The sequence below is a fragment of the Pseudoflavonifractor sp. SW1122 genome, from assembly GCF_012027765.1.
Lineage (GTDB): Bacteria > Bacillota > Clostridia > Oscillospirales > Oscillospiraceae > Enterenecus > Enterenecus faecium.
In genome coordinates this window covers 1-25908 of the sequence record NZ_SJOS01000004.1, presented here as the reverse complement: position 1 = coordinate 25908, position 25908 = coordinate 1, and the positions used below count along the sequence as shown (strand labels likewise).

The following is a 25908-nucleotide window of genomic DNA, read 5'->3' as shown; positions in this document are numbered from 1 at the left end:
TGGAGGAATTGACGTGAAGAATTTTGCAGTGTTTGGCCTGGGCCGATTTGGAACGGCGGTGGCCAGAGAGTTGTTCGAAGTAGGCCATGACGTGTTGGCCGTGGACACGGACCGGGATCGGGTGCAGAGTGTAGCCGACCTGGTGACCCACGCCGTGGTGGGCGATGCCCGAGACCCGGCGGTGCTCAATGCCCTGGGGATTGGCGAGTACGACTGTGCCGTAGTGGCTGTGGGTAACGACGTGGGCAGCAGCGCCCTCATTACCATGCGCCTGAAAGAGGCCGGGGTGCCCCGTGTGGTGTGTAAGGCTATGAGCCACGTCCACCAGCGCCTGCTGGAGAAGGTGGGGGCGGACCATGTGGTGTTCCCCGAGCATGAGATGGGCATCAAGGTGGCCCAGGGTCTGGCCCGCTCCAACATCCTCAACTACATCGAACTGTCCGAGGACTACGGCATCGTGGAGGTGGACCTGCCCGCTGCGTGGCAGGGCAAGACCATCCGGGACCTGGACATCCGGGCCAAGTACGCCCTGAACGTCATTGCCGTGCGCCGGGGCCAGGAGGTCAACGTCTCTCCGGGGGCAGACTATGTGCTTTTCCCCAATGACAAGATGATGGTGCTGGGCCGGGATGAGGACATTGCCAAGATATGCGACAAATGAGACATGAAGTGATATCCAGCCGCTCCAACCCCCTGGTCACCCGGCTGCGCAAGCTGGGCAGCAAGCGCAGCGCCCGCCGGGAGGAGGGCGTATTCGTGGGGGAGGGGCCCAAGCTGCTTCAGGAGGCGGTGCGCTGGCGCATTCCCCTGGAGACGGTGGTGTACGCCTCCGGGGTCACCCTGCCCCAGCTGCCCGACGACGTGCGGGTGGTGGAGGTACCGGACTCTCTGCTGGAGGCGGTGGCTCAGACCCAGACCCCTCAGGGAGTGGTGTTTGTCTGCCGCACCCCCGCTCTGGAATTGCCGGAGCAGCTGACGGGGAACCGCTATCTCATTTTGGAGGGGTTGCAGGACCCGGGCAACGTGGGCACCATCTGGCGCACTGCTGACGCCTTCGGGGCGGATGGCCTCATTCTGTGCTCCGGCTGTGCCGACCCCTGGAGCCCCAAGACGGTGCGGTCCACTATGGGGGCAGCGTTCCGCCTGCCCGTGTGGGAGTGCACCCTGGAGCAGGCGGCGGCACGGCTCCGGGCAGCGGACATTCCTCTGTATGCTACAGCCCTGCAGGAGGACACCGTGGACGTGCGGCAGGTGTCTCTGACCCGCAGCGGCGTCATCATCGGCAGCGAGGGCCGGGGCGTGTCCGACCTGAGCTTGCAGCTGTGTGAGAAGACGGTGAAAATTCCCATGGTGGAGCGATGCGAATCCCTCAATGCCGCCGTTGCGGCGTCGGTGGTGCTCTGGGAGATGGCCAGAGACCAATTATAAAGGAGAGAGAAGGGGGAGGGGAACGGTGTCCCACTTGAAATACTGGGTGTGGTTGTCCACTCGGCGAGGCCTGGCGGGGGTGACCATGCAGCGGGTGCTGGACCACTTCGGCGGGCCGGAGCGGGTATACTACGCCCATGCCAAGGACGTGGATGAACTCACCGGGCTCAGCGGTCTGGCCCGATCCTCTCTCAAGGACAAGTCCATGAGAGAGGTGGAGCGGATTTTGGACCGCTGCGACCAGCTGGGCATCCGGGTGATGACCCGTCAGGATGCGGTGTATCCCCAGCGCTTGGAGAACATCCCCCAGCCGCCCCTGGTGCTCTACGCCAAGGGACGCCCCATCTCTCTGGACGACCAGGTGGCCATTGCCATGGTGGGCACCCGCAGCTGTACCCCTTACGGGGAGCGGGTGGCGGGAAAGCTGGCCATGGAGCTGACCCACGGCGGCGCTATGGTGGTGTCCGGTATGGCCCAGGGCATTGACGCGGCCTCCATCCGGGGAGCGCTCATGGCCGGGGGCACGGTGGTGAGCGTACTGGCCGGAGGGCTGGACGTTATTTATCCCCGGTACCACCGATTTCTCTACGAGGATGTGGCGGCCTCCGGGCTCCTTCTCTCGGAATATCCCCCAGGGACCGAGCACAAGGGCAGCCACTTCCCAGTGCGCAACCGCATCATCAGCGGTCTGTCTCTGGGCGTTGTGGTGGTGGAGAGTCCCCGGCGGGGCGGCGCTCTCATCACAGCCAGCCATGCTCTGGACCAGAACCGGGACGTATACGCCGTGCCCGGTGCCATCGACGCCCCGGCCAGCGAGGGCACCAACCGCCTCATCCAGGAGGGAGCCGCCAAACTGGTGACCTGTGGGGAGGATATCTTGTGTGAATGGCGGGATCGCTTCCCGGAAAAATTAGGGGTACAGCCCCCTCTGAACCCCCAGGTGGTGGAGCAGAGATTGCAGCAGTTGGAGCAGGTACAACCGGCTCCCGTTTCCCCCCAAACAGCCCCCGCTGCGGAAAAAGAGGTTGACAATCCCGAAAGCATGGAATATATTGACTGGAAGGAGTGCCGGAAAAACCTGACCGATGACGAGCAGGTGGTGCTCCTGGCTCTGCAAGAGGGAGCCAAGGGAGCGGACGGCCTGGTGGAGCACACCCAGCGCTCTGCCAGACAGGTTCTGGCTGCTCTGACCATGTTGCAGCTGCAAGGGTACGTGACCCAGGGAAAGGACAAGCGATTCCTGGCAGCGGTGAAACTGAAAATGGAGTAAGAATCTATGGGAAATACGAATTTGGTGATTGTAGAGTCACCAGCTAAGGCAAAAACCATTGGAAAATATTTGGGACCGGACTATCAGGTGAAGGCGTCCATGGGCCACGTGCGGGACCTGCCCAAGAGCAAGCTGGGCGTGGACGTGACCACCTTCGAGCCGGACTATCAGGATATTAAGGATAAGGAAGAGACCATTTCCGAGCTGAGAAAGGCCGCCAAGGACAGCCAGCGTGTCTATCTGGCCACCGACCCTGACCGAGAGGGAGAGGCCATCTCCTGGCACTTGCAGTCGGTGCTTGGAGTACCCAAGGAGAAGACCTGCCGGGTGACCTTCAACGAGATCACCCGCAAGGTGGTCACCGAGTCCATCGCGTCCCCCCGGGAGATCGACCAGAACCTGGTGGACGCCCAGCAGGCCCGGCGTATTCTGGACCGCATCGTGGGCTATCAGCTCTCCCCCTTGCTGTGGAAGAAGATCCGCCGTGGCCTGTCTGCGGGCCGTGTGCAGTCCGTGGCCACCCGTCTGGTGGTGGAGCGGGAGGAGGAGATTCGCGCCTTCGTGCCCAAGGAGTACTGGTCCATCACCGCCGACCTGGGCCGCATCGCCCCCAACATCGGGGCCTTCCGGGCGGAGTTCTACGGCCGGGACAAGAAGATGGAACTGGGCAACGCCCAGGAGGTGCAGGAGGTCATGGATGCTGTGAAGGCAGACACCTTCACAGTGCGGGCAGTCAAGCGCCAGGACAAAAAGCGTAACCCCGCCCCGCCCTTTATCACCTCCACCTTGCAGCAGGAGGCCTCTCGAAAGCTGAACATGACCCCTCGGCGCACCATGTCCGTGGCCCAGCAGCTGTATGAGGGCGTGGACATCACCGGAGAGGGCACCGTGGGTCTGATTACCTACATGAGAACCGACTCTCTGCGCCTGTCTGAGGAGGCTCTGGCTTCCGCCAAGACCTTCATCGAGGCTCGGTACGGCAAGGACTATTATCCCGAAAAGACCCGCCGCTTCAAGGCCAAGGACTCTGCCCAGGACGCCCACGAGGCCATCCGTCCCTCGGATGTGAACCTCACCCCGGAGCAGTTGAAGAAGGACCTGACCAGCGAGCAGTATCGGCTGTACAAGCTCATCTGGAGCCGGTTTCTGGCCTGCCAGATGGCCCAGGCCGTCTATGACAGCGTGTCCATTGAGGTGGAGAGCGCCGGGTACCAGTTCCGGGCCAGCCACTCTTCCATCAAGTTCTCCGGCTTCACTGCCGTGTATGAGGAGAGCCGGGACGACGAGGACGAGGCGCCTCAGTCCCCGCTGCCCGACTTGAAGGAGGGGGAGGCCCTGCGTCTGGACGACCTGAGCCCCTCTCAGCACTTCACCCAGCCCCCCGCCCGATTCACCGAGGCCACCCTCATCCGGGCTCTGGAGGAGAAGGGCATTGGCCGACCCTCCACCTATGCCCCCACCATCTCCACCATCACCGATCGGGAGTACGTGGTCAAGGAGGGCAAGCACCTGCGGCCCACTCCCCTGGGAGAAGTGGTCACGGGGCTGATGAAGGACAAATTCTCCGACATTGTGGACCCCGCTTTTACCGCCCAGATGGAGGAGCGGCTGGATAAGGTGGAGACCGGCGAGGTAAATTGGAAGCAGGTGCTGTCCGACTTCTACACCGACTTTGACCAGGAGATGAAGAAGGCGGAGAGCGAGCTGGACGGGGAGCGCATCAAGGTCCCCGACGAGGTCTCCGAGGAGATCTGCCCCGAGTGCGGGCGCAACCTGGTGGTGAAGTCCGGACGGTTTGGCCGTTTCCTGGCCTGTCCTGGCTGGCCGGAGTGCAACTTCACCATGCCTCTGGTGGTGGAGATGCCGGGCAAGTGCCCCCTGTGCGGCGGCCGCCTGGTCAAGCGCACCGGAACCAGCAAGAAGACCCACAAGCAGTACACCTACTACTGCTGCGAGCACCTCAACAGCAAGGACGAGAGCCGCCGCTGTGAGTTCCGCACCTGGGACGTGCCGGTGAAGGACTGCTGCCCGGAGTGTGGCCACACCATGTTCAAGAAAGCGGGCCGGGGCTACAAGCGCCCCTTCTGCATCAACGAGAAGTGTCCCAACTTCCTACCGGAAGAGAAGCGGGGCGGCTTCCGCAAGAAGACCGAAGAGGGCGAGGCAGCCCAGCAGGTGGAAGGTCAGGAGCAGGCCGAGGGCGAGACCAAGAAGAAGACCACGGCGAAAAAGACCACCGCCAAGAAGAGCACGGCGAAAAAGACCACCACGAAGAAGACGACCACCAAGAAAACTACGGCCAAAGCCGCCAAAGAAGCGGACGAGGCCTGAGATAAAGGAAGAACTATGAATGCAACCATCATTGGCGCAGGCTTGGCGGGCTGTGAAGCCGCCTGGCAGCTGGCCCAGCGGGGGATTGGGGTGACCCTGCACGAGATGAAGCCCCACAAGATGACCCCTGCCCACCACAGCAACGGCTTTGCGGAGCTGGTGTGCTCCAACTCTCTCCGCTCCGACCAGCTGGAGAATGCGGTGGGGCTGCTGAAAGAGGAGCTGCGCCGCTGTGGCTCCCTCATCCTGCGCTGTGCCGACCAGACCCGTGTGGAGGCGGGCGGCGCTCTGGCCGTGGACCGGGAGGCCTTCTCCCAGGCGGTCACCGACGCCGTGCGCAGTCACCCCAACATCACCGTGGTGGAGGGGGAGGTCACCCACATCCCGGAGGGGGAGGTCATCATTGCCAGCGGACCCCTCACTTCGGAAGGGCTGTCGGAGGAGATTGCCAAGCTCTTTCCCAACAGCGGGTATTTGAATTTCTACGATGCCGCCGCTCCCATTGTCACCTTTGAGAGCATCGACATGGACCACGCCTGGTTTGCCTCCCGGTATGACCGGGGCACGGCGGACTACATCAACTGCGCCATGAGCCAGGAGGAGTACCAGGCCTTCTGGAAGGAGCTGTGCCAGGCCGAAGAGGCCCCCGTCCACGGCTTTGAGGACGGTCGGGTGTTTGAGGGGTGTATGCCCGTGGAGGTCATGGCCCGACGGGGAGAGCAGACCCTGTGCTTTGGCCCTCTCAAGCCCAAGGGCCTGCCCGACCCCAAGACGGGGAAGGAGCCCTATGCCGTGGTGCAGCTGCGCCGGGACAACGCCCAGGGCACCCTGTACAACATCGTGGGCTTCCAGACCCATTTGAAGTGGGGAGAGCAGAAGCGGGTGTTTTCCATGATTCCCGCCCTGGCCCATGCCGAGTACGTGCGCTACGGGGTGATGCACCGCAACACCTACCTGGATTCTCCCCGGCTGCTGGATGCCTACTACCGGGTACGGGGCCAGGAGCGTATCTGCTTTGCCGGACAGATCACCGGCGTAGAGGGGTATGTGGAATCCACCGCCTCCGGCTTTGTGGCCGGGGTGGAGCTGGCCAACCGCCTGCTGGGCAAGCCCCCCGTGGACTTCCCTCGGGAGACCGCCTTGGGCGCTCTGGCTCAGTACGTGAGCAACGAGAGCGTGGTGGACTTCCAGCCCATGAACATCAATTTTGGAATCATGCCGCCCCTGGACCACAAGGTCAAGGGCAAGCGGAACAAAAACGCAGAGCTGTCCCGCCGCTCTCTGGAGCTGGTGGACGCCCTGCGAGAGAAGCTGTAACGAGAAGGAGGGCCGGAGATGAAGATCATTGTAGACGCCATGGGCGGTGACAACGCCCCTCAGGCACCGGTGCGAGGTGCTTTGGATGCCATTGCCGAGTACGGCGTAGAAGTGGTACTGGTGGGCCGTGGAGAGGAGATCCTGGAGGCCCTGCACAAGGAGGGGGTCACAGAAGTGCCCCAGGGCCTGGAGATCACCCACGCCAACCAGGTGGTGGAGATGTGCGACAACCCCGCCACCGCCTTCAAGGAGAAGAAGGACTCCTCTCTCACCGTGGGCCTGAACCTGCTCAAGGACGGCACCGGAGATGCCTTTGTCTCTGCCGGCTCCACCGGAGCCCTGCTGTCCGCCGCTACCCTGATGACCAAGCGCATCAAAGGCATTCGCCGGGCGGCTCTGGCCCCCGTGGTGCCCACGGGCAACGGCGGTGCGGTGCTCATCGACTGCGGCGCCACCGCCGAGTGCACCCCCGAGTTCCTGCTCCAGTTTGCCTTTATGGGCAGCTACTACGCCGAGCGGGTGCTGGGTCGCCCTGAGCCCAAGGTGGGCCTTCTGAACATCGGAGCGGAGCCCTCCAAGGGCACTGACCTGCAGCGGGAGGCCTATGGCCTGCTGCAAAAGGCCTCGGACGAGGGCCGTATCAACTTCGTGGGCAACGTGGAGGCCCGGGAGGCGGTGTCCGGCTCGGTGGACGTCATCGTCTCCGATGGTTACTCCGGCAACATCTTCCTCAAGACCATGGAGGGCGTGGGCATCTACATGGCCCGGGAGATCAAGAAGATGTTCCTTTCCAGTCTCAAGACCAAGATTGCAGCTCTGCTGGTGAAGGACGGCCTGCGGGAGTTCAAAAAGAAGATGGACTCCGGCGAGGTGGGCGGCACGCCCCTGATGGGTATTTCCCACCCCGTGATCAAGGCCCACGGCTCCTCCGACGGCTATGCCATGAAGAACGCCATCCGTCAGGCCATGGAGTACAGCAAGTCCGGCATCATCGAGGATATCACGGAAAACGTGGAGTACATGCGCCTGCCCGTGAAGGGCTTGGCAAAAAAGCAGGAGACAGACGGGACTGCGGAGTAAAAACTGTCAAAAAGACACTTGACAGGGACGCATCAAGCCCCTATTATGTTGTTACCAAAGCAACATAAAAGGAGCTTGAGAAAAGTATGTTTGAAAAATTGTGTGCCTTGATTGCCGAGCAGTTTGGCGTGGACGCTGACGCCATCACCAAGGATACCGCCTTTGTGGACGAGCTGGGCGCGGATTCTGTGGACCTGGTGGACCTCTCCATGGCTCTGGAGGAGGAGTTCGGCATGGAGGAGATGGAGGAAGAGGAGATCAGCTCCATCGTCACCGTGGGCGACCTGTACAAGTACATGCAGGAGCATCTGGATCTGTAAGAAGTCATTTGATTTGGGGAAAGCCCTGCCACTGGCGGGGCTTTTTCCGTGGAGGGTAGTATGAAAAGTTTGGAAGAGAAGTTGGGGTATCAGTTTAAAAACCTATCGCTGCTGGAGCACGCTATGACCCATAGCTCCTACGCCAACGAGCACCGCTCGGAGGGCGTGACCAGCAACGAGCGGCTGGAGTTTTTGGGGGATTCGGTCCTGGGCCTTGTGGTGGCACAGCATTTGTTTTCCTCGCATCCCAACATGCCGGAGGGGGAGCTGACCCGGACCCGTGCAGCGTTGGTGTGTGAGGAAAGCTTATACGAGGTGGCCAAGGTCCTGGATTTGGGCGCCTATTTGAAGCTGGGTAAGGGCGAGGCCGCCGGAGGCGGGCGCACCCGTCCCTCCATTCTGGCCGATGCCACCGAGGCCACGCTGGCGGCGGTGTATCTGGACGGCGGCATGGCCGCCGCGGAGAGCATCATCCGCACCTTTATCCTGGACAAGGAGCGGGAGAAAGCGGTGGACCGGGACTATAAGACCGCCTTGCAGGAGCTGGTGCAGCGCAAGCCCGGAGTGAGCGTGAGCTATCGCCTGGTGCGGGAGATTGGACCGGACCATGCCCGGATTTTCGTCATGGAGGCCGCCGTGGACGGCGTCCCTGCCGGACAGGGGAAGGGCCACACCAAGAAAGAGGCGGAACAGATGGCGGCCCGAGCCGCCCTGGAGAAGCTGGCCGGAGCGAAAGCCTGATGGACCCCAAGGGCACCGACGGGTTTGACCCGTGGGTGCCCTTGTATTTTTGTGTGAAATTCGATATAATAATCTCGATTTCATCCCAGGAGGGGGGAAAAGTATGGATGTCCCGGTATACCATCTGGACAAGGTGGTAAAAGTAAGACAGGAGGGCATGGAGGACTTCGACGGGCCTCTGGACCTCATTCTCCACCTGCTGAGCAAAAATAAAATTGAGATTCGGGACATCTCCATCACTCTGCTTCTGGACCAGTACCTGGATTGGATGGAGCAGCGGGAGCGGCTGAACCTGGAGGTGGCCAGCGAGTTTGTCATCATGGCCGCCCACCTGGTGTACATCAAGACCCGCATGCTCCTCTCCATCGACGACGAAGAGGCTTTGAGCGAGATGGAGCAGCTCATAGCGGCCCTGGAGGAGCACCAGCACAAGGAGAGCTACGAGCGCATCAAGGGTATCACCGGTGTGCTGGCGGGGCGGTACGAGTTCGGACGGGACTACCTGGTGGGCCAGCCTCAGCCTCTGCCCCAGGAGATGACCTATCGCTATCAGCATGACCCGGCAGACCTCACCGAGGCCTTTCGCCGTCTGTTCCAGCGGGGGGATGGAAATGTCCCGCTGCCCACCCGGGCCTTTCACGGCATTGTGGGCCGGGAACCCTACCCGGTGGAGACCAAGGCCCGGTGGATTCTGGACCAGCTGACCACCCTGGGAGTCACCCACTTCCGGGCTCTGTTTCGGGGCAGCAAGAGCCGCTCCGAGATTGTGGCCACCTTTCTGGCGGTGCTGGAGCTGTGTAAATCCAATCAAATTTATCTGGCTGGCACCGGGGAGGACAGCACCTTGACCTGTACCCACCCGGAGCCCCAGGCGGCAGAGGACGGAGGAGCCTGAGCATGGAATTGAAGGAGTTGGAATGCACCATAGAGGGCATCCTATTTGCAGCCGGGGACCCGGTGCCGGTGGAGCGCATGGCCGCCACCCTGGAGCAGGATGTGGAGACGGTGGACAGCGTGTGCCGGAAGCTGGCCGACGAGTACCGCTACCAGCGCCGTGGCATCTGCCTGGTGCGCACCGAGCACAGCTGGCAGATGTGTACCGCCCCGGAGTACGCAGACCCCATCCGCAAGACCTTGGAGCACCGCAAGCCCCCCAAGCTGTCCCAGACCGCCCTGGAGGTGCTGGCCATTGTGGCCTACTTCCAGCCAGTGACCCGGGCGTACATTGAGCAGATTCGGGGGGTGGACAGCTCCTACACCGTGGGAATTCTGCTGGAGCGGAAGCTCATCGAGGAAGCGGGGCGGCTGGCGGTCCCGGGCCGTCCCATGCAGTTTCGCACCACCCACCACTTTTTGCGCACCTTTGGCCTGACCAGCCTGGACGAGCTGCCCGAGCTGCCCTCGGCCAGCCAGGAGGGCACCCAGCTGACCCTGGATTTGGAGTCGGCCATTGCCAAGATGCAGGAGGACGAGGGGGAAGAACCCTCGGGTGAGGCATGATGATTTGGATTGTACTGGGCTGCGTGGTCCTGGCCCTGGCGCTGCTTCTGCTGGTGCCTGTGCGGGCCAAGGCCAGCTACAGCCAGGAGGGAGTTCGGCTGGCCCTGGCGCTGGGGCCCATCACCGTTCCGGTGGTGCCCAGACCCGCCAAACGGCCCAAGAAAAAGAAAAAGCAGCCCAAGGAACCGAAAGAAACACCCCAGTCGGAGAAAGAGAAAAACCAGAATTTGCTGGAGACCCTTTTGAACCCCGGCTCGTGGAAGAAGTTTCGACGCTATCTGCCCCTCATCTGTGAGGCGGCAGGGGAGCTGCGCCGGAAGATCATCGTGCGCAAGCTAAAGATGCACCTGATCTGGGCAGGGAAGGACCCCGCCTCCGCTGCCATCGGCTACGGAATGATCAACGGGGTCATCGGTGGCATCTGGAACCTCATCGACGGCAGCTTCCGGGTGAAGGACCACAAATTTGTGGTGGACCTGGACTACGATAAAAAGGAGCCCCAGGTGTCAGCTCAGGCAGAGCTCTCCCTGACCGTGGGCCAGTGCCTCAGCTTTGCCCTGCGATATATCAAAAAACTGGCGGCCATTAAGGCCGAAGAGGGTGGAACCACCCAGCACTCCAAGGAGGTAAACAGTCATGAGCGAACAAAAGCATCCCATTAATGAAGTGTTGCAGACGACCATGAGCCGGATTCGTGAGATGGTGGACACCAACACGGTGGTGGGCCAGCCCATCGTCACCGCCGATGGCGTGACCATCATCCCCGTGTCCAAGCTGTCCTTTGGCTTTGCCACTGGCGGCTCCGACTTCGGCAAGACCCCCAACGTGGAAAAGAACTTCGGCGGTGGCGCCGGGGCCGGGGTCAACGTCACCCCCGTGGCCTTCCTCATCGTCAAGGATGGCAGCGTGCGGCTGCTGCCCGTGGCGCCTCCCGCTGGGGACTCGGTGGGCCGTGTGGTGGACCTGGTGCCTGAGATGTTTGAAAAGGTCACCGGATATATCGACAAAAAGACCGGCACGGATAAGAGCGGAGAATAAAGGTGATACTACTCCCATCTGATACCTTGGATGGGAGTGACCTTTTTTGAGGAAGATTGCGGCCCTGTTGCTGGCCTTGACGCTATTATTTGGCATGTCCGCCCCGGCGGGAGCGGTGTCCACCTCCGCCTCGTCGGCGGTGCTTATGGATGCGGGGTCCGGGCGTGTGCTCTTTGAAGAGGACATGCACACCCCCCGCCCCATTGCCAGCATCACCAAGCTGATGACCGCCTTGGTGGCGGTGGAGGAGACCTCCGAACTGTCCCAGACCATTACCGTGGAACCGGAATGGCTGGAGGGGGTGGAGGGCTCTTCCCTCTATCTCAAGGCGGGAGACCAGCTGACCCTGGAGACTCTGCTCTACGGGCTGCTGCTCCAGTCGGGCAACGATGCCGCCCAGGTCATTGCCTGCTGGATTGGGGAGGACCTGGAGGGCTTTGCCCGGCTTATGAATGAGAAGGCCCGGGAGCTTGGCATGACCAACACCCACTTTACCAACCCCAGCGGCCTCAACCAGGAGGAGCACTACTCTTCCGCCTATGACATGGCCCTTCTGGCCTGTGCCTGCCTGGAAAACCCCACGGTGGCCAACATCTGCGCCACCCAGAATATCTCCCTGGAGGGGCGCACCTTCGTCAACCACAATAAGCTTCTGTGGCTGGAGGAGGACTGCGTGGGCATGAAGACCGGGTATACCGAGGCCTCCGGCCGCACTTTAGTGTCGGCGGCCACCCGGGGGGCGCAGACCCTGGTGTGCGTCACCCTCAACGACCCGGACGACTGGGACGACCACCAGGCCCTGCTCCACTACGGCTTTGATACCTACCCGGTCACCCAGCTGTGCGGGGAGGGGACAACGGTGGGCCAGGCGGCGGTGGCGGGCAGTGTGCAGCCCACGGTGTCTCTGGTGGCCCAGGGGGACTGCTGGTATCCCCTGGCGGAGGGAGAACAGCTGGACATGCAGCTGGACGTATACTCGCCCTTGACCGCCCCCATCCCCGCCGGGACCCAGGTAGGTACCGCCCGCTGGATTCTGGACGGGGAAGTGGTGGCGGAGATGCCCCTGGAGACCGGGACCGGGGTGGAAGATGATCGGTGGAAACCCAATGCCCTGGTGCGCTGGTGGATGGGCCTGTGGGGAAAGAGCTGGGAGACCACCGTGCCCGGCATGGGACTGATTTAGACAAGGAGCGTGAGCGCGTGGAGGAACGGATACAGAAGATTCTCTCCGGGGCCGGGATCTGTTCCCGGCGCAAGGCGGAGGAGTATTTGAACGCAGGGCGGGTGCAGGTCAACGGACGGGTGGCTGCCCTGGGAGAGAAGGCGGACCCCCAGCGGGACCACATCCAGGTGGACGGGGTGGCATTGACCCAGCCCCGCCGCCATACATATCTCATGCTCCACAAGCCCAGGGGGTACGTCACCACCCTCTCGGACGAGAAGGGGCGCAAGACGGTGGCCCAGCTGGTGGCAGACTGCGGCGTGCGGGTGTGGCCGGTGGGACGGCTGGACATGGACTCGGAGGGCCTGCTGCTGCTCACCGACGACGGAGACCTCACCCACAAGCTCACCCATCCTTCCCACGAGGTGCGCAAGGAGTACCACGTCCAGGTCACCGGAGATGTGGCGGCGGCCCTGCCTGTTCTCTCCAAGCCCATGGTGGTGGACGGGGAGGACATGGTGGCCGACGAGGTGGAGCCTCTGGGGCCCCAGAAGCTGAAAATCGTCATTCATCAGGGGAAAAACCGCCAAGTGCGGCGGATGTGCGCCGCCGCCGGGGTCACCGTCACCCGTCTGGTGCGGGTGCGGGAGGGCAATCTCCGGCTGGGAAACCTGAAACGGGGCACCTGGCGGACCCTGACCGCAGGGGAGATGCAGGAATTGTTTCATGAAATTTGCAAGTGACGGTAAACTTCTTGCAAAACCTCTTGCATTTTACCAAAAGAGCGAGTATGATAGGACAGAGAAACAATGATGGAAATCGGCGGCCCTTGGTGGTACGCCGATTTTCTTGGGCAAGGAGCCAGTGAGGGGGAACCGCTGTGAGTCGGGATATTTTGACGCTAATTCAGAGCAATATGGGCACATTTTCCAAGGGGCAAAAATTGATTGGCCGTTTTATTTTGGAGAATTACGACAAGGCGGCGTTTATGACGGCAGCCAAGCTGGGGCAGACGGTGCGTATCAGTGAGTCCACGGTGGTGCGCTTTGCCGCCGAGCTGGGCTTTGACGGTTACCCTGCCATGCAGCGGGCCTTGCAGGAGATGATTCGCAGCAAGCTCACCACCGTGCAGCGCATTGAGGTGTCCAACGACCGACTGGGGGACCACGACCTGCTGGAGAAGGTGGTGCAGTCGGACATTGAGAAAATCCGTACATCCCTGGAGGAGCTGAGCCGGGAGGAGTTCTCGGCGATTGTGGAGGCCATTGTCAAGGCCAAACATATCTACATCCTGGGCGTACGCTCGGCGGCCGCCCTGTCCGATTTCCTGGCCTTTTATTTCAACCTGATTTTTGACAACGTGCGCCAGGTGCACACCACCCTGGCCAGCGAGATGTTTGAGCAGATGCTCCGGGTGGGAGAGGGGGACGTGGTCATCGGCATCAGCTTCCCCCGTTACTCCACCCGCACGGTGCGGGCCATGGAGTTTGCCCGGGACCAGGGGGCCACGGTGGTGGCCCTCACCGACAGCGCCATGTCGCCCCTGTATGATACGGCCAACCTCCGCCTGCTGGCCAAAAGCGACATGGCCTCCTTTGTGGACTCCCTGGTGGCTCCGCTGTCCATCCTCAACGCCCTGATTGCTGCGGTGGGACGGAAGAAGGCGGCGGAGGTCACCGCCACCTTTGAGCGGCTGGAGAACATCTGGGACGAATATCAGGTGTATGAGAAGGTGGAGTATGACGGGAAGTAATCAAACACGCCCGGGAGAGGAATGGAACGACGGTGAGTAGAGAAAGTGTAATCGTGGTGGGAGCGGGAGCTGCCGGAATGATGGCGGCCATTTCTGCCGCCAGAGGCGGGGCCCAGGTGGTGCTGGTGGAGCCCAATGAGAAAGTAGGGCGCAAGCTGTACATCACCGGAAAGGGGCGGTGCAACGTCACCAACCACTGTTCCACGGAAGAGCTGATGGCCTCCATTCCCCGCAACGGCAAGTTCTTGTATAGCGCCCTGTCCCGGTTTGATGCCCAGGCCACCATGGACTTTTTCCAGGGCCTGGGGGTCAAGCTGAAGGTGGAGCGGGGCAACCGGGTCTTTCCCGTTTCGGACAAGGCCGCCGACATCATCGACGCCCTGTTTTTTGAGCTGCGTCGCCTGGGTGTGGAGCTGCGCCGGGACCGGGTCACGGGCTTGAAGCTCCAAGACGGCCAGGTGGTGGGGGTGACCACCCAGCACAGCCCCCAGGGCCTGGAGGCGGGCTGCGTCATCCTGGCCACCGGAGGGGCTTCCTATCCCCGTACCGGCTCCACCGGGGATGGTTATCGACTGGCCCAGCAGGCGGGGCATGAGATCATCCCGGTGCGGGGCTCTCTGGTGCCCCTGGAGTCCTCCGACCCCTGCTGTAAGCAGATGCAGGGGCTGTCCCTGCGCAACGTGGAGGTGCGGGCGAAAAATAAAAAGGGAAAAGTGGTCTACCAGGAGATGGGGGAGATGCTCTTCACCCACTTTGGCATGTCCGGGCCCCTGGTGCTCTCTGCCTCTGCCCATATGAACTTCCAACGGGACCACTATACCCTGCACATTGACTTAAAGCCTGCCCTGGATGCGGGCAAGCTGGACGCCCGACTGGTGCGGGACTTCACGGACCGGGCCAACCAGAACATGGGCAACGCCCTGGGCGGGCTGTTGCCCCAGTCCATGATTCCGGTGGTGGCCAGCCGAGCGGGCATTCCCTTGGACACCAAGGCCCATGATTTGCGGCGGGAGCAGCGGCGCAGCCTGCTGGAGACGCTGAAGGACTTTTCCGTGGAGGTGTCCGGGCCCCGTCCGGTGGAAGAGGCCATTGTCACTGCTGGCGGGGTGAAGGTGGGGGAGGTAGACCCCAAGACCATGCAGTCCAAGAAGGCACCGGGGCTCTTCTTTGCCGGGGAGCTGTTGGACGTGGACGCCTACACTGGCGGATTCAACCTGCAAATTGCCTGGGCCACCGGCTGGGTGGCGGGACAGGCAGTCACAGAATATTTAGAGAAAAAGGACGGCGCAGCGCAATGAAGTATTACAGCATAGCCATCGACGGCCCGTCCGGGGCGGGGAAGTCCACCCTGGCCCGGGCTTTGGCCCAGGAGATGGGATATCTCTACGTGGACACCGGGGCCATTTACCGCACGGTGGGATTGGCGGTCCAGCGACGAGGCGTGGACCCCAGCGACCCCCAGGCGGTGGAGCAGGTGCTGGGCCAGGTGGATATCACCATGGGCCACGGGGAGGATGGACAGCAGCGGATGTATCTGGACGGGGAGGACGTCTCCCAGGCCATCCGCCAGCATGTGATCTCCGGCTACGCCTCCAAGGTGGCGGCTCTGGCCCCGGTGCGGGCCTTCCTCTTGAACAAGCAGCGGCACCTGGCGGACAACCACAACGTCATCATGGACGGCCGGGACATCGGCACGGTGGTGCTGCCCCAGGCGGACGTGAAGATCTTCCTCACTGCCGACGCCAAGGACCGGGCCCAGCGCCGCTATCTGGAGCTTCTGGAGCGGGGCCAGCAGGCCGACCTGGAGCAGATTTTGGCCGACGTGGTGGAGCGGGACCGACAGGACATGGAGCGGGCCATTGCCCCCCTGAAACAGGCGGAGGACGCCACCGTGGTGGACACCACCGGCAAGGACCTGGAGGAGAGCCACAAGCTGCTGCTGGAGACCATTGTGGCCAAGCTGGGAAGGGAGGGCGTGCGCCCATGAATCGACTGTATGCTGTGCTGTATCCTCTGATCTGGATTTTCATGCGAATCTTCCACCCCTGGAAAGCCGAGGGCCGGGAGAACGTGCCGGAGGGAGCCGTGGTGATGTGCGGCAACCACACCACCTTGGGAGACCCCATTTATGTGGTGTGCGCCTTAGGCTGGAGGTGCCAAACCCGCATCATTGCAAAAGAAGAGCTGATGAAGATTCCCGTCCTGGGCTTTTTACTGGGAAAGGCGGGCATCATCGGCATCAAGCGAGGCAAGGCGGATGTGGCCGCCATCAAGGAGGCCATGCGGGTGCTGCGCAACGGGGAGAAGCTGCTGCTCTTCCCCGAGGGAACCCGTGTGAAAGAGGGGGAGGACGCCGCGGCCCACACCGGAGCCGCCATGTTTGCCACCCGTACCGGAACTATGCTTCTCCCGGTGTACATCTCCCCCAAGAAGAAGCTGTTCCGCAAGACCCGGGTGGTGTTTGGTAAGCCCTATGCCCCCGTCTACGAGGGGAGAAAAGCGGGACCAGAGGATTATCAGCGCATTGCTGACGACCTCATGGACCGGATTCATCATTTGGGAGGTAGCGTATGAAGGAAGTGCTCCTTGCCAAGTCCGCAGGCTTCTGCTACGGCGTGCGCCGAGCCGTGGAGCAAGCCCAACAGCTGGCCCAGACCCAGAAGATCTACCTGCTGGGAGAGATCACCCACAACGCCCATGTGATTGCCAAAGTGGAAGAGCTGGGGGCGGTGACCGTCCACAGCTTGGAGGAAGTCCCCCAGGGGGCCACGGTGCTCATCCGGGCCCACGGAGAGCCGGACCGGGTGTACGCCCAGCTTCAGGAGAAGGACTGCCAGGTGGTGGACGCCACTTGTCCCAACGTCACCCGCATCCACGACATTGTCCGCAATGCCGCCGCCCAGGGCCGGGTGCCTGTGATTGTGGGCGACCCGGACCACCCGGAGATTGTGGGCATTGCCGGATGTGCAGAACATTCTGTGGTGGCAGCAAACTGGGAAGAGCTGGAAAAAATCTTCCAAAATCGCCCGGAATTGGTCCATCAACCCCTGACGTTTGTCTCCCAAACCACGGCCATTCGGGCGAATTGGGAAAATTCCGTTGAAAACGCAAAAAAAGTGTGTACAAATGCGGAATACTTTGATACAATATGTGGTGCTACGTCTAAGCGTCAAACTGAGGCGGCTCAATTGGCCGGCAGGTGTGACAGTATGATCGTCATCGGAGACCCCAAAAGCTCCAATACCCGGCGTCTGACCCAGATCTGCCAGGAGTCCTGTGCCCACGTGGTGCAGGTGGAGCAAGCAGACGCTCTGTCCCCGGAGGACTTTTGCTCTGTCCGGACGCTTGGCATCACTGCCGGTGCATCCACACCGGAGTGGATAATAAAGGAGGTCTACAACAAAATGAGCGACGAAATTATGGAGATTGAACAGTCCTTTGCTGAAATGCTGGAGGAATCGTTCAAAACTTTGAATACGGGGGATAAGGTCACTGGTACTGTCGTTGCCATCACACCCACCGAGGTGCAGGTGGAGCTGGGCATCAAGTATCCCGGTTACATCCCCGTGTCCGAGCTGAGCGATGATCCCGACGTGAAGGTGGAGGACATTGCCAAGGTTGGCGAGGAGATCGAGACCTACGTCATGCTGGTCAGCGACCGCGACTGCATGGTGAAGCTGTCCAAGAAGCGTCTGGATGCTGCCAAGAACTGGGAGACCATCGAGAACGCCGTGGAGAGCAAGGAAGTGCTGGAAGGCATCATCACCGAGGAGAACAAGGGCGGCCTGGTGGCCAACGTCAAGGGCATCCGCGTGTTCATCCCCGCCTCTCAGTCCGGCCAGCCCCGTGGTGCTGACCTGTCCGGCATGGTGAAGACCCGCGTGCAGCTGCGCATCACTGAGGTCAACCGTGCTCGCCGCCGCGTGGTGGGCTCCATCCGTGCCGTGGCCGCTGAGGCCCGTGCCGCTGCCGCCGCCGAGATCTGGAATAACATCGAGGTGGGCAAGCACTACACCGGCACCGTGAAGAGCCTGACCTCTTACGGCGCCTTCGTGGACATCGGCGGTGTGGACGGCATGGTCCACGTCTCCGAGCTGTCCTGGTCCCGCATCAAGAACCCCGCTGAGGTTGTCTCCGTGGGCGACGAGGTGGACGTGTACGTCATCGGCTTCGACCCCGAGAAGAAGAAGATCTCTCTGGGCATGAAGGACCGCAGCCAGGAGCCCTGGACTGTGTTCACCAGCAAGTACTCCGTGGGCGATGTGGCCAACGTGCGCATCGTCAAGCTGATGACCTTCGGCGCCTTCGCCGAGATCGTTCCCGGCGTGGACGGCCTGATCCACATCTCTCAGATCGCCGATCACCGTGTGGAGAAGCCCGGCGACGAGCTGACTGAGGGCCAGATGGTGGACGCCAAGATCATCGCCATCGACGAGGAGAACAAGAAGGTGTCCCTGTCCATCCGTGCTCTGCTGGAGGGCAACGACGTGGAGGAGACCGAGGAGTCCGAGGAAGCCTAAGTTTCTCAAATCGCTGTACCAACTCCCCCGGCTGTATCGGCCGGGGGAGTTTTTTGTCCAAAGGAGGAATCGTATGAAACCGGATGTGGTGCTCACCCCCTGCAAGGACTATTCCCAGGGGGAGGTGGAGTCCGCCCTGACACGGGTGCTGGAGCCCCTGGGTGGCCTGTCTTGGGTCAAGCCGGGGATGAGAATCGCCATCAAGGCCAACCTGGTGACCTTTCTCAAGCCGGAACGGGCGGCCACCACCCACCCGTCGTTGCTGTGTGCCCTGGTGCGCATGCTCTCCGAACGTGGAGCAGACGTGGTGGTGGGGGACAGCCCCGGCGGGCTGTACAACGCCGCCTATGTCAAGCGGGTATACCAGGCCACCGGGATGGAGCAGGTGGAGCAGGCGGGAGGCCGTCTGAACTGGGATTTCAGCCATGCCCAGGGGGAGTACCCGGAGGGCAAGGTGTGCCGCCAGTTCACCTATACCGCCTACCTTTCAAAGGCGGATGCCATCATCAATTTCTGCAAGCTGAAGACCCACGGCATGATGGCCATGACCTGTGGAGCCAAGAACATGTTTGGGTCCATCCCCGGCGCCATGAAGCCGGAGTATCACTTCCGGTTTCCTGACCCTCGGGACTTCGCCCGGATGATCGTGGACCTGGACGAGTATTTTAAGCCTCGCTTGACCATAGTGGACGCCGTGACATGCATGGAGGGTAATGGGCCTACCGGAGGTACTCCGCGCCATGTGGGCCTTCTGGCGGCCTCTGAGAGCCCTCACAAGGCGGACCTGGTGTGCGCCCAGCTGTTGGGCCTGCGCCGGGAGGAGGTGCCCACCCTGGAGGCGGCGCTGGAGCGGGGGCTCATTCCTCCCACCGTGGAGGAGCTGACCGTCCAGGGCAACGTAGAGGACTTTGTGGTCCCAGACTTCCAGCGCATTGAGACGGGCAACGGCCACCTCTTTGAGGGGGACGGGAAGCACCTGTCCAAGCGGCTGCGGGGCGCGGTGATGGCCAAGGTGTTCAGCCAGAAGCCCAAGGTGGTGAAGCAGCACTGTGTGGGCTGTGGCGTGTGCGCTAACATCTGCCCGGCCAAGACCATCACTATCGAGAAGGGGAAGGCGGTGGTCCATCGGGACAAGTGCATCCGCTGCTTCTGCTGCCAGGAGTTCTGCCCCAAAAGCGCCATGGTGGTCCACCGCACCTGGGTGGCCAGACTGCTGGAACGATAAAAAACGGCCTGACGGTATCCGTCAGGCCGTTTTCGTTAGGTAGGCTGTGCCAGGGTGAACAGGGAGTAAAAATATCCCTTTCGCTCCATGAGATCGGAGAAGGAGCCTTGCTCCTGAATGCGTCCGTCCCGGAGGACCAGAATTTCGTCGTACTGAACCATGAGCTGGGGCTCCAGGCGGTGGGTGACCACAATGCGGGTGGTACCCGTCAAGTCCAGAATGGACTGGGTGACCGCGGCAGCGGTGGCGTTGTCCAGGGCGGCGGTGGCCTCATCCAGCAGCAGCACCGGGGTGCGGCGCAGCAGGCACCGGGCAATGGAGATGCGCTGGCCCTCGCCGCCGGACAGGTTCACGCCGTTTTCCCCGCAGCGGTAGTCCTCGCCTCGATTTTGAATTAGCTGGGACAGCCCGGACCGCTTCACCGCATCCGCCACCTCCTCTGGGGGGAAGGAGCGGAACATGGTGAGGTTGTTGCGGATGGTGTCGTCAAAGAGGAACACATCCTGCCCCATAAGGCTCATCAGGTCATAGAGGCTGTGGGCATCCACCTCCCGCAGCTCGGTGCCGTCGATGGCGATGGAGCCGGTATAGGCCCCGCTGGCCCCCATGAGAAGGTGGAGCAGGGTGGACTTGCCGGAGCCGGAGCCGCCCACGATGGCGTAGGTCTTCCCGGCCTGGAACTGGGCGGTGAAGTCTTGCAGAATGGGCTTGTCCGGCTCGTAGCCGAAGGACACGTGGTCCAGGGTGATGGCCTGGCTCAGCGTGGCGGGGATGGATACGCCGCTCTCCTGCTGGTTCTGAGCGGTGAGCTCTGCCAGCTTGTCCATGAGGGCCAGGGCGGCTTTGCGGGCGGCCCAGTACTGGGGCACCGTCTGGATGGGATTGAGAAGCAGGCCGCACAGGTTGACCATGATAAGCACGGTGCCCGGGGTGATCTCCCCTCGGATGGCCAGATAGGCACCGAAGAGGAAGATGCCGAACTGGACCAGGAAGCCCAGACAGCTGCCCAGAATGGAGATGAAGCTGGCATACCAGCGGCGGCCCTCCTTGGTGTGCTCCAGGCTGGCATTGGTTTGGGTAAAGCGGGAGAGGACCTGTCCCTCTGCTTTGAAGCTTTTGATGACAGGAAAGCCGCTGAGCAGGTCTTTGAGCATGGCAACATAGCCCTCGTTTTGCTCACTGACCTGCTTTTCCCGGGCGGCCAGCCTTCCACCGGTGGCCAAGGTGGCGGCGATGGGGACCAGGCTGAGCAGGATGGCGGCCAGGGCCAGCTTCCAGCTGTACCACAGCATCATGAGGAGAGAACCTAGGAACATGAGAATCTGGGAGAGGAGCAGGAAGAACTGGTTGAGGTAATTTTCTTCGATGGAGTTGGTGTCGTTGGTGAGGGCGGAGAGGTACCGCCCGGTGTTTTCCTGGGCGAAGGCCCGGATGCTCTTCTGGGACAGCTGAGCAAAGGCCAGGTCCTTGTACTGGGCCAGGGCGCGGTGGATAAATCGTCCCTTAAAGCGATACATGATGAGTTCGCTGATCAGAATCACGGCGGTCAGGCCCAGACAGAACCAGAGGGTATTGAGAAGCTCTTGCAGATCTCCGGTGGTCATAATATCCAGGATGTGGCCCAGGAGATAGGAGACGATCAGATTCCAAAAAGAGCCCAGGCAGATGAGCGCTGTGGCGATGACAAAGCAAAGCCGATTACCCCGGAACATGGCACGGGTGTAGAGGGTGCGGTCAAGTTGTTGTTTCATGATTGGTTCTCCTTTTTCTCAGGGGGTGGTGCGAGAATGGGGCGTTTGCGGATGTCACAGGCAAACACATGGGCGTCTTCCGGTTGCGTCAGCCACCGTGCGAAGAATAGAAAGGGGACAAAGGCATAGTTGTCGTGGAGAGTATAGACCTGGGTGGGGCCATCCTCCAGCTCCAAATCCTTTTTCTTGAGTAACTCACACTCTGCCATTTGAGGAAGAGCGGACAGCACATCGTCCAATGGTAGGCCTGTGTGTTTCGCAATGGCAGAGGGGTGGTAAAAGCCCTCTTCTCGTCTGTAGAGGAAAAGGAGTATTTCCATGGCGCCAGGAAGTGCCAGAGCAGAGAAGAGCTTTCGGCATTCTTCCGGGGAGGGAAGGTTGTTTTGATACCCTTCGGATGGCTCCGGCATCAATAGGTAGAGCGGGAAATCCTTGGCCAGTACCCCCAAAAGCAGTCCCTCCTCTGCATGGACATAGGCTCGCAGCCAGGTGCGGGAAGTGGCGTTCGGGATGATGTTATCCATATAGCAGGTATCACCCAGGGACATAGGGGGGAGAATGCCAGAGCTCATCAGATCACTGCCCAGGCAGGTAGAAGTAGCGGCCAAGAGTTCAAATAAGGCAGAAAACCGTTCCTTTGAGGGGATGGACAGCAGCCACTGCTGAAACTGGGTGGTCATATCGGCGGTGGATGGGTCTGCCCGGCCAAATAGGGTGTCTATGCTCACCCCCAGACGGTCGGCCAGCACCGGCAGCAGCTCCACATCCGGGGCACCGCCCTTTTCCCATTTACTCACCGCCTGGGCGGATACACCCACCAGCTGGCCCAGCTGCTCCTGGGTCAGGCCCCGTTCTTTGCGCAGGCGGGTGATGGTGGCACTCAAAGGCTGGTTCATTAAAATCCCTCCATTCGCTTGATGGTTGTATTATAGGAAAAATGGCGGTTGAGTGCAATGGAGAAAATCTTGAGTAAATTCAACCAATGGTTAAGCAGAAAGGGAAAACCTCTTGCAATGGGGCAGAAGGGAGGGTATGATGGGGAAGAGATAAAACCATGGGGGAGGTGAGAGAATTGGACGAACGGCGCATCTTGGCGTCGGTGGACCACACCCTGCTGCGCCCCACCGCCACCTGGGAGGAGATTCGCCAGATTTGCGACGACGGGGTGGCCTATGGCTGCGCCTCGGTGTGCATCCCGCCCAGCTATGTCAAACAGGCCAGCGAGTATTTGGCGGGAAAACTTCCGGTGTGTACCGTCATCGGGTTTCCCAATGGCTACTCCACCACAGCGGTGAAGGTGTTTGAGGCTCAGGACGCCATGGCTAACGGAGCCAGGGAGATTGACCTAGTGGTCAATCTGGGCTGGGTGAAGGATGGCCGCTGGTCGGACGTGTTGGCGGAGCTGCGGGCGGTGAAGGAGGCCTGTGGGGAGCATATCCTCAAGGTGATCGTGGAGACCTGCCAGCTGACCCAAGAGGAGAAAGTGAAGCTGTGTGAGCTGGTGACCGAGAGTGGGGCGGACTTTATCAAGACCTCCACCGGATTTTCTTCTGGGGGCGCCACGGCGGAAGACGTGGCCCTGCTGCGTGCCCATGTGGGAGCACAGGTGCAGGTGAAAGCTGCCGGAGGGATTACATCCCTGGAAGATGCCCAGACCTTCCTGGACCTGGGGGCTGCCCGGCTGGGTACCTCCCGCATTGTGGCCTTGGTGAAGGGCTAAATTGGGGTGTCGAATCACGTCGAAAAATCAGAATGAAATTTCTTTCGTTTTTCTGGGAGTTATAGTAAAATAGACCTGAGAAAAACGAGGGAAGGCGGGATGACATTGAATCAACAACGGGCGATTCGAGAGGTCCTGCGCTCCATGGGATTGATTGGCGAGTCTTTGTCCCTGCGACAGCTGGTGTGTGCGGTGGAGTTGGCCCACACGGAGCCGGAGTTGCTGCGCCGCATCACCAAGGGACTGTATCCGGCTGTGGCCGCCCACTTTGACCAGGCCACCCCGGCGACGGTGGAACGGAATCTGCGGCTCATTCGGGACCACCAGTGGAACAAAGGCGACCAGGAGCGACTGAGAGAGATGGCGGGATTCCCCATCCGTGTCAAGCCCACCACAGGCGAATTTGTGGATATTATTTGCTATTACATGGAGGCCAACGGAGCCTTTGATGACTGAGAACAAGACTGGAGTTGACAAATCTATGAAAGAGACCTACCGTGTGCTCCGGGGAGATGGGGCTCATTGGGATAACATTCCCCGTGCAGAGCTGAAGGAGACGGGCTGGCTGGAGCCTGCCGGAGTGAAGGCCTGGATGCAGCTGTGCCACGACGGAGAGAACCTGTACGTGCGCCTGGAGGCCCAGGAGAACCCCATCCGTGCCACCCTCACCGGGACCTTAGACCAGGTGTGCAACGACAGCTGCCTGGAATTTTTCTTTGCCCCCGTGGAGGAGGACACCCGGTACTTCAACTTTGAGTGGAACCCCCTCAAGTCCCTGAACCTGGGCTTTGGCGGCACGCGCCCCACCCGGGTGCGCCAGATCGTCAAGAAGATGGACGAGCTGTTCTGCCCCCAGAGCTGGCAGGAGGAGAACACCTGGGGCATCACCTTCCGCATCCCTGCCGAGTTTTTGGGCCGCTACTTCCCCGGCTTTACCTATTCCGGCACTTGCTGTGCCAACGTCTACAAGTGCGGCGATGAGACCGAGCATCCCCACTATCTGGCCTGGTCCCCGGTGACCAGTGACAAGCCGGATTTCCACCGCCGAGGCGATTTCGGCACCCTGGTGTTTGAATAAATAGAACAAGCAGGCCGCCTTTTTTGGCGGCCTGCTTTTCTGTTGCTGAGATTATTGTTTCTTCTTGCGATTCTCCCGCTTTTTCAGAATCTCCTTGCGGGCGGCGGCAGCCGATGCCCGGAGATCATCGGTGAGGCTGGCATAGCGGCTGGTCAGACGCATGTTGGAGTATTTGCGGCGGAAGGAGCGGGAATACCGTTCCAACCGGGCCACTTGCTGGCTGTAGTTGCTGCGCAGGGCGGCGGACTGGTTTTCCAGAATTTGACCCAGCTCGGCCTTGCCCAGAGAGAACTGGACCTGTGCCTCGTCCCGGGCGGCGGCCAGCTTCACCACCAGCTGAGACACCAAAGCCAGGTGTCGGATGGTGAGGGTGGCGTCCACCAGCAGAATGACCAGTAAGACCACGCACAGGGTGTTCACCAGCCAGCCGGGGATGGTCTGGTAGATGCCGTCCACGGCGGGGTGAATCCAGAAGATCACCACATAGGACAGCGCGCCCCACACCAGGGCCACCCACAGGCATACCCGGCCCTTGATGTTGAAGCGGAACCGGGAGTAGTCCCAGTAGCGCACGTGGGTGGTGGTTTCCAGAAGCCACGCCACGAAGTACTCCCACGAGGTCATCACCACCACAGCGGTGAGATAGAACACAAACAGGTTGTGCTTCAGCGGGGTGAAAAAGAGGACCATTAACAGAACGCCGGCGCCGTAGATGGGGCAAATGGGGCCGTAGAGAAAGCCCCGGTCCACCAGACGGTGCTCCAGAATGGAACAGTAGCAGGTCTCCATCAACCATCCTAGAAATGAGTAAAAGATAAAGTAGAGAAACAGTGCCTGAATGGGATAGCCCAGGATGGTCAATGGGTTTCACCTCTCTTTTCTGGGTCGGACAGTAGGATACCCAGCACACCGTTATAGATGCGGTCGGGGTGTTGGGTGAAGCGCTGGGCGATGTCCTCTCCCTCCTCCCGGGTAGCGGTGAGCAGTGAGAGGGTAAAGAGGTTGTCCCGGTCGTCGTCCAGCATCAGACGCACGGTGTAGAAGGTGCCGTCGGGGGAGGGGTCCACCCGGCTGCGCACCTGGGCCTTCCGCTTCAAAGCGGCGTTGAAGGGGGCCAGGCGCTGGTCGCAGCGCTTGCGAATGACCGGGGAGAGGCTGCTCTCGCCGTCGGCGCAGTTACGGCGGCCCTTGTCGGTGGGGGAGTAGTAGTCCCCCTCACGCACCAGGTGTCCGCTCTCCAGAAGCTCCGACAGGGCCTCAGCAAATTCAAAGTAGTCCACGCCGTCGTCGCACATCACCAGATCGGTGAGGGTGGCGAAGTCAATGGGGCCCGCCACACGGGTGAGAATATAGAGAATGAGCAATTTGGTGTCCAACTTGCTGTGGATGAATCCAAAACGAGCCATGGTCTTGTTCCTGCCTTTCCTGGGATAAGGTGGCCCCATGGGCCACTTCTATATTATACCGAAAAAGGCCCAGGCTTACAAGGGAAACCTGGAGGCTCACAGGGCGGCCAGGGCGTTTCGAACCACTAAGGCATGGTACAGCCGAACCAGCAAACTCCAAGTGGGGCGGTCCAGAATACCAGTGACAGGCAGCTGTCCCAGCCCCTGCAAGTGACGGATGTGGTCGGTGGGGGTGGAGGTGGAGGGGAAATTGGTGAGAATGTGGGAG

General features: G+C 61.2%; 27 protein-coding genes. 23 read left to right on the top strand and 4 right to left on the bottom strand.

Features of this window, described 5'->3' with window-relative positions; all coding sequences use genetic code 11:
• The first annotated feature begins 13 nt into the window (after positions 1–13).
• The 20 genes from E0L15_RS12610 (at position 14) to E0L15_RS01755 (ending at position 19685) form a co-directional block, all read left to right on the top strand.
• The gene (locus tag E0L15_RS12610) at positions 14–661 is read left to right on the top strand and encodes a TrkA family potassium uptake protein (protein WP_087229428.1); all 648 of its coding nucleotides are present in this window, start codon (positions 14–16) and stop codon (positions 659–661) included.
• Positions 658–1428 carry an RNA methyltransferase gene (locus tag E0L15_RS01845; RefSeq protein ID WP_168124365.1) on the top strand — a complete coding sequence of 257 codons (771 nt, stop codon included), beginning with the start codon at positions 658–660 and terminating at the stop codon, positions 1426–1428. The genes E0L15_RS12610 and E0L15_RS01845 overlap by 4 nt, the downstream gene beginning before the upstream one ends.
• 25 nt (positions 1429–1453) lie before the next feature.
• A complete protein-coding gene (gene dprA / locus E0L15_RS01840) occupies positions 1454–2698 on the top strand; it encodes a DNA-processing protein DprA (protein ID WP_168124364.1) in 1245 nt (414 codons plus the stop codon).
• A 6-nt stretch (positions 2699–2704) separates the two neighbouring features.
• A complete protein-coding gene (gene topA / locus E0L15_RS01835; protein WP_087229437.1) occupies positions 2705–5029 on the top strand; it encodes a type I DNA topoisomerase in 2325 nt (774 codons plus the stop codon).
• Positions 5030–5044: 15 nt separating this feature from the next.
• On the top strand, positions 5045–6346 hold the full coding sequence (trmFO, locus tag E0L15_RS01830; RefSeq protein WP_168124363.1) for a methylenetetrahydrofolate--tRNA-(uracil(54)-C(5))-methyltransferase (FADH(2)-oxidizing) TrmFO: 1302 nt from the start codon (positions 5045–5047) through the stop codon (positions 6344–6346).
• Between the two features lie 18 nt (positions 6347–6364).
• Complete coding sequence (plsX, locus tag E0L15_RS01825; protein ID WP_087370362.1) at positions 6365–7426, top strand: phosphate acyltransferase PlsX; 1062 nt, start codon at positions 6365–6367, stop codon at positions 7424–7426.
• Positions 7427–7512: 86 nt separating this feature from the next.
• A complete protein-coding gene (locus E0L15_RS01820) occupies positions 7513–7746 on the top strand; it encodes an acyl carrier protein (RefSeq protein ID WP_087229446.1) in 234 nt (77 codons plus the stop codon).
• A 60-nt stretch (positions 7747–7806) separates the two neighbouring features.
• A complete protein-coding gene (rnc, locus tag E0L15_RS01815; protein WP_087229450.1) occupies positions 7807–8487 on the top strand; it encodes a ribonuclease III in 681 nt (226 codons plus the stop codon).
• A 103-nt stretch (positions 8488–8590) separates the two neighbouring features.
• Positions 8591–9382 carry a segregation/condensation protein A gene (locus E0L15_RS01810; protein ID WP_168124362.1) on the top strand — a complete coding sequence of 264 codons (792 nt, stop codon included), beginning with the start codon at positions 8591–8593 and terminating at the stop codon, positions 9380–9382.
• A 2-nt stretch (positions 9383–9384) separates the two neighbouring features.
• Positions 9385–9987, top strand: coding sequence for an SMC-Scp complex subunit ScpB (scpB, locus tag E0L15_RS01805; protein ID WP_087229453.1), 603 nt, complete (start codon positions 9385–9387; stop codon positions 9985–9987).
• On the top strand, positions 9987–10649 hold the full coding sequence (locus E0L15_RS01800; RefSeq protein WP_168124361.1) for a DUF2953 domain-containing protein: 663 nt from the start codon (positions 9987–9989) through the stop codon (positions 10647–10649). Before scpB ends, E0L15_RS01800 begins: the two co-directional genes overlap by 1 nt.
• Complete coding sequence (ytfJ, locus tag E0L15_RS01795; RefSeq protein ID WP_087370369.1) at positions 10624–11025, top strand: GerW family sporulation protein; 402 nt, start codon at positions 10624–10626, stop codon at positions 11023–11025. The genes E0L15_RS01800 and ytfJ overlap by 26 nt, the downstream gene beginning before the upstream one ends.
• A 46-nt stretch (positions 11026–11071) precedes the next feature.
• Complete coding sequence (locus E0L15_RS01790; protein ID WP_168124360.1) at positions 11072–12208, top strand: D-alanyl-D-alanine carboxypeptidase family protein; 1137 nt, start codon at positions 11072–11074, stop codon at positions 12206–12208.
• 17 nt (positions 12209–12225) lie between these two features.
• On the top strand, positions 12226–12930 hold the full coding sequence (locus tag E0L15_RS01785) for a pseudouridine synthase (protein WP_168124359.1): 705 nt from the start codon (positions 12226–12228) through the stop codon (positions 12928–12930).
• A gap of 137 nt (positions 12931–13067) precedes the next feature.
• Complete coding sequence (locus E0L15_RS01780) at positions 13068–13940, top strand: MurR/RpiR family transcriptional regulator (protein WP_168124358.1); 873 nt, start codon at positions 13068–13070, stop codon at positions 13938–13940.
• Between the two features lie 32 nt (positions 13941–13972).
• The gene (locus E0L15_RS01775; RefSeq protein ID WP_347565964.1) at positions 13973–15238 is read left to right on the top strand and encodes an NAD(P)/FAD-dependent oxidoreductase; all 1266 of its coding nucleotides are present in this window, start codon (positions 13973–13975) and stop codon (positions 15236–15238) included.
• Positions 15235–15927, top strand: a complete 693-nt coding sequence (gene cmk / locus E0L15_RS01770; protein ID WP_087370378.1) for a (d)CMP kinase — start codon at positions 15235–15237, stop codon at positions 15925–15927. The genes E0L15_RS01775 and cmk overlap by 4 nt, the downstream gene beginning before the upstream one ends.
• Positions 15924–16514: a lysophospholipid acyltransferase family protein gene (locus E0L15_RS01765; RefSeq protein WP_168124357.1), complete on the top strand. Its 591-nt coding sequence runs from the start codon at positions 15924–15926 to the stop codon at positions 16512–16514. Before cmk ends, E0L15_RS01765 begins: the two co-directional genes overlap by 4 nt.
• Positions 16511–18460, top strand: coding sequence for a bifunctional 4-hydroxy-3-methylbut-2-enyl diphosphate reductase/30S ribosomal protein S1 (locus tag E0L15_RS01760; RefSeq protein WP_168124356.1), 1950 nt, complete (start codon positions 16511–16513; stop codon positions 18458–18460). The genes E0L15_RS01765 and E0L15_RS01760 overlap by 4 nt, the downstream gene beginning before the upstream one ends.
• A 73-nt stretch (positions 18461–18533) precedes the next feature.
• On the top strand, positions 18534–19685 hold the full coding sequence (locus E0L15_RS01755) for a DUF362 domain-containing protein (protein ID WP_168124355.1): 1152 nt from the start codon (positions 18534–18536) through the stop codon (positions 19683–19685).
• Between the two features lie 35 nt (positions 19686–19720).
• Here E0L15_RS01755 and E0L15_RS01750 read toward each other — a convergent pair whose 3' ends face one another.
• Positions 19721–21436 carry an ABC transporter ATP-binding protein gene (locus E0L15_RS01750; RefSeq protein WP_168124354.1) on the bottom strand — a complete coding sequence of 572 codons (1716 nt, stop codon included), beginning with the start codon at positions 21434–21436 and terminating at the stop codon, positions 19721–19723.
• On the bottom strand, positions 21433–22332 hold the full coding sequence (locus E0L15_RS01745) for a helix-turn-helix domain-containing protein (protein WP_168124353.1): 900 nt from the start codon (positions 22330–22332) through the stop codon (positions 21433–21435). The genes E0L15_RS01750 and E0L15_RS01745 overlap by 4 nt, the downstream gene beginning before the upstream one ends.
• A 176-nt stretch (positions 22333–22508) precedes the next feature.
• Here E0L15_RS01745 and deoC point away from each other — a divergent pair, with 176 nt between their 5' ends.
• From deoC to E0L15_RS01730, 3 genes are all read left to right on the top strand, one after another.
• Positions 22509–23156 (top strand): deoxyribose-phosphate aldolase, encoded by a 648-nt coding sequence (deoC, locus tag E0L15_RS01740; RefSeq protein WP_168124403.1) that lies wholly within the window; start codon positions 22509–22511, stop codon positions 23154–23156.
• Positions 23157–23255: 99 nt separating this feature from the next.
• Positions 23256–23612, top strand: a complete 357-nt coding sequence (locus tag E0L15_RS01735; protein ID WP_087229490.1) for a sporulation initiation factor Spo0A C-terminal domain-containing protein — start codon at positions 23256–23258, stop codon at positions 23610–23612.
• A gap of 25 nt (positions 23613–23637) precedes the next feature.
• The gene (locus E0L15_RS01730) at positions 23638–24234 is read left to right on the top strand and encodes a carbohydrate-binding family 9-like protein (RefSeq protein ID WP_168124352.1); all 597 of its coding nucleotides are present in this window, start codon (positions 23638–23640) and stop codon (positions 24232–24234) included.
• Positions 24235–24285: 51 nt separating this feature from the next.
• Here E0L15_RS01730 and E0L15_RS01725 read toward each other — a convergent pair whose 3' ends face one another.
• Positions 24286–25095 (bottom strand): putative ABC transporter permease, encoded by an 810-nt coding sequence (locus E0L15_RS01725; RefSeq protein WP_279280422.1) that lies wholly within the window; start codon positions 25093–25095, stop codon positions 24286–24288.
• Positions 25092–25640 (bottom strand): DUF4364 family protein, encoded by a 549-nt coding sequence (locus tag E0L15_RS01720; RefSeq protein WP_087229499.1) that lies wholly within the window; start codon positions 25638–25640, stop codon positions 25092–25094. The genes E0L15_RS01725 and E0L15_RS01720 overlap by 4 nt, the downstream gene beginning before the upstream one ends.
• Positions 25641–25908 lie beyond the last annotated feature (268 nt).

Coding starts and splice junctions, on each gene's coding strand:
- E0L15_RS01845 (WP_168124365.1), top strand. CDS start 658: ATGAGACATGAAGTGATATCCAGCCGCTCCAACCCCCTGGTCACCCGG.
- topA (WP_087229437.1), top strand. CDS start 2,705: ATGGGAAATACGAATTTGGTGATTGTAGAGTCACCAGCTAAGGCAAAA.
- trmFO (WP_168124363.1), top strand. CDS start 5,045: ATGAATGCAACCATCATTGGCGCAGGCTTGGCGGGCTGTGAAGCCGCC.
- plsX (WP_087370362.1), top strand. CDS start 6,365: ATGAAGATCATTGTAGACGCCATGGGCGGTGACAACGCCCCTCAGGCA.
- E0L15_RS01820 (WP_087229446.1), top strand. CDS start 7,513: ATGTTTGAAAAATTGTGTGCCTTGATTGCCGAGCAGTTTGGCGTGGAC.
- rnc (WP_087229450.1), top strand. CDS start 7,807: ATGAAAAGTTTGGAAGAGAAGTTGGGGTATCAGTTTAAAAACCTATCG.
- E0L15_RS01810 (WP_168124362.1), top strand. CDS start 8,591: ATGGATGTCCCGGTATACCATCTGGACAAGGTGGTAAAAGTAAGACAG.
- scpB (WP_087229453.1), top strand. CDS start 9,385: ATGGAATTGAAGGAGTTGGAATGCACCATAGAGGGCATCCTATTTGCA.
- E0L15_RS01800 (WP_168124361.1), top strand. CDS start 9,987: ATGATTTGGATTGTACTGGGCTGCGTGGTCCTGGCCCTGGCGCTGCTT.
- ytfJ (WP_087370369.1), top strand. CDS start 10,624: ATGAGCGAACAAAAGCATCCCATTAATGAAGTGTTGCAGACGACCATG.
- cmk (WP_087370378.1), top strand. CDS start 15,235: ATGAAGTATTACAGCATAGCCATCGACGGCCCGTCCGGGGCGGGGAAG.
- E0L15_RS01765 (WP_168124357.1), top strand. CDS start 15,924: ATGAATCGACTGTATGCTGTGCTGTATCCTCTGATCTGGATTTTCATG.
- E0L15_RS01760 (WP_168124356.1), top strand. CDS start 16,511: ATGAAGGAAGTGCTCCTTGCCAAGTCCGCAGGCTTCTGCTACGGCGTG.
- E0L15_RS01755 (WP_168124355.1), top strand. CDS start 18,534: ATGAAACCGGATGTGGTGCTCACCCCCTGCAAGGACTATTCCCAGGGG.
- E0L15_RS01750 (WP_168124354.1), bottom strand. CDS start 21,436: ATGAAACAACAACTTGACCGCACCCTCTACACCCGTGCCATGTTCCGG.
- E0L15_RS01745 (WP_168124353.1), bottom strand. CDS start 22,332: ATGAACCAGCCTTTGAGTGCCACCATCACCCGCCTGCGCAAAGAACGG.
- E0L15_RS01735 (WP_087229490.1), top strand. CDS start 23,256: ATGACATTGAATCAACAACGGGCGATTCGAGAGGTCCTGCGCTCCATG.
- E0L15_RS01730 (WP_168124352.1), top strand. CDS start 23,638: ATGAAAGAGACCTACCGTGTGCTCCGGGGAGATGGGGCTCATTGGGAT.
- E0L15_RS01720 (WP_087229499.1), bottom strand. CDS start 25,640: ATGGCTCGTTTTGGATTCATCCACAGCAAGTTGGACACCAAATTGCTC.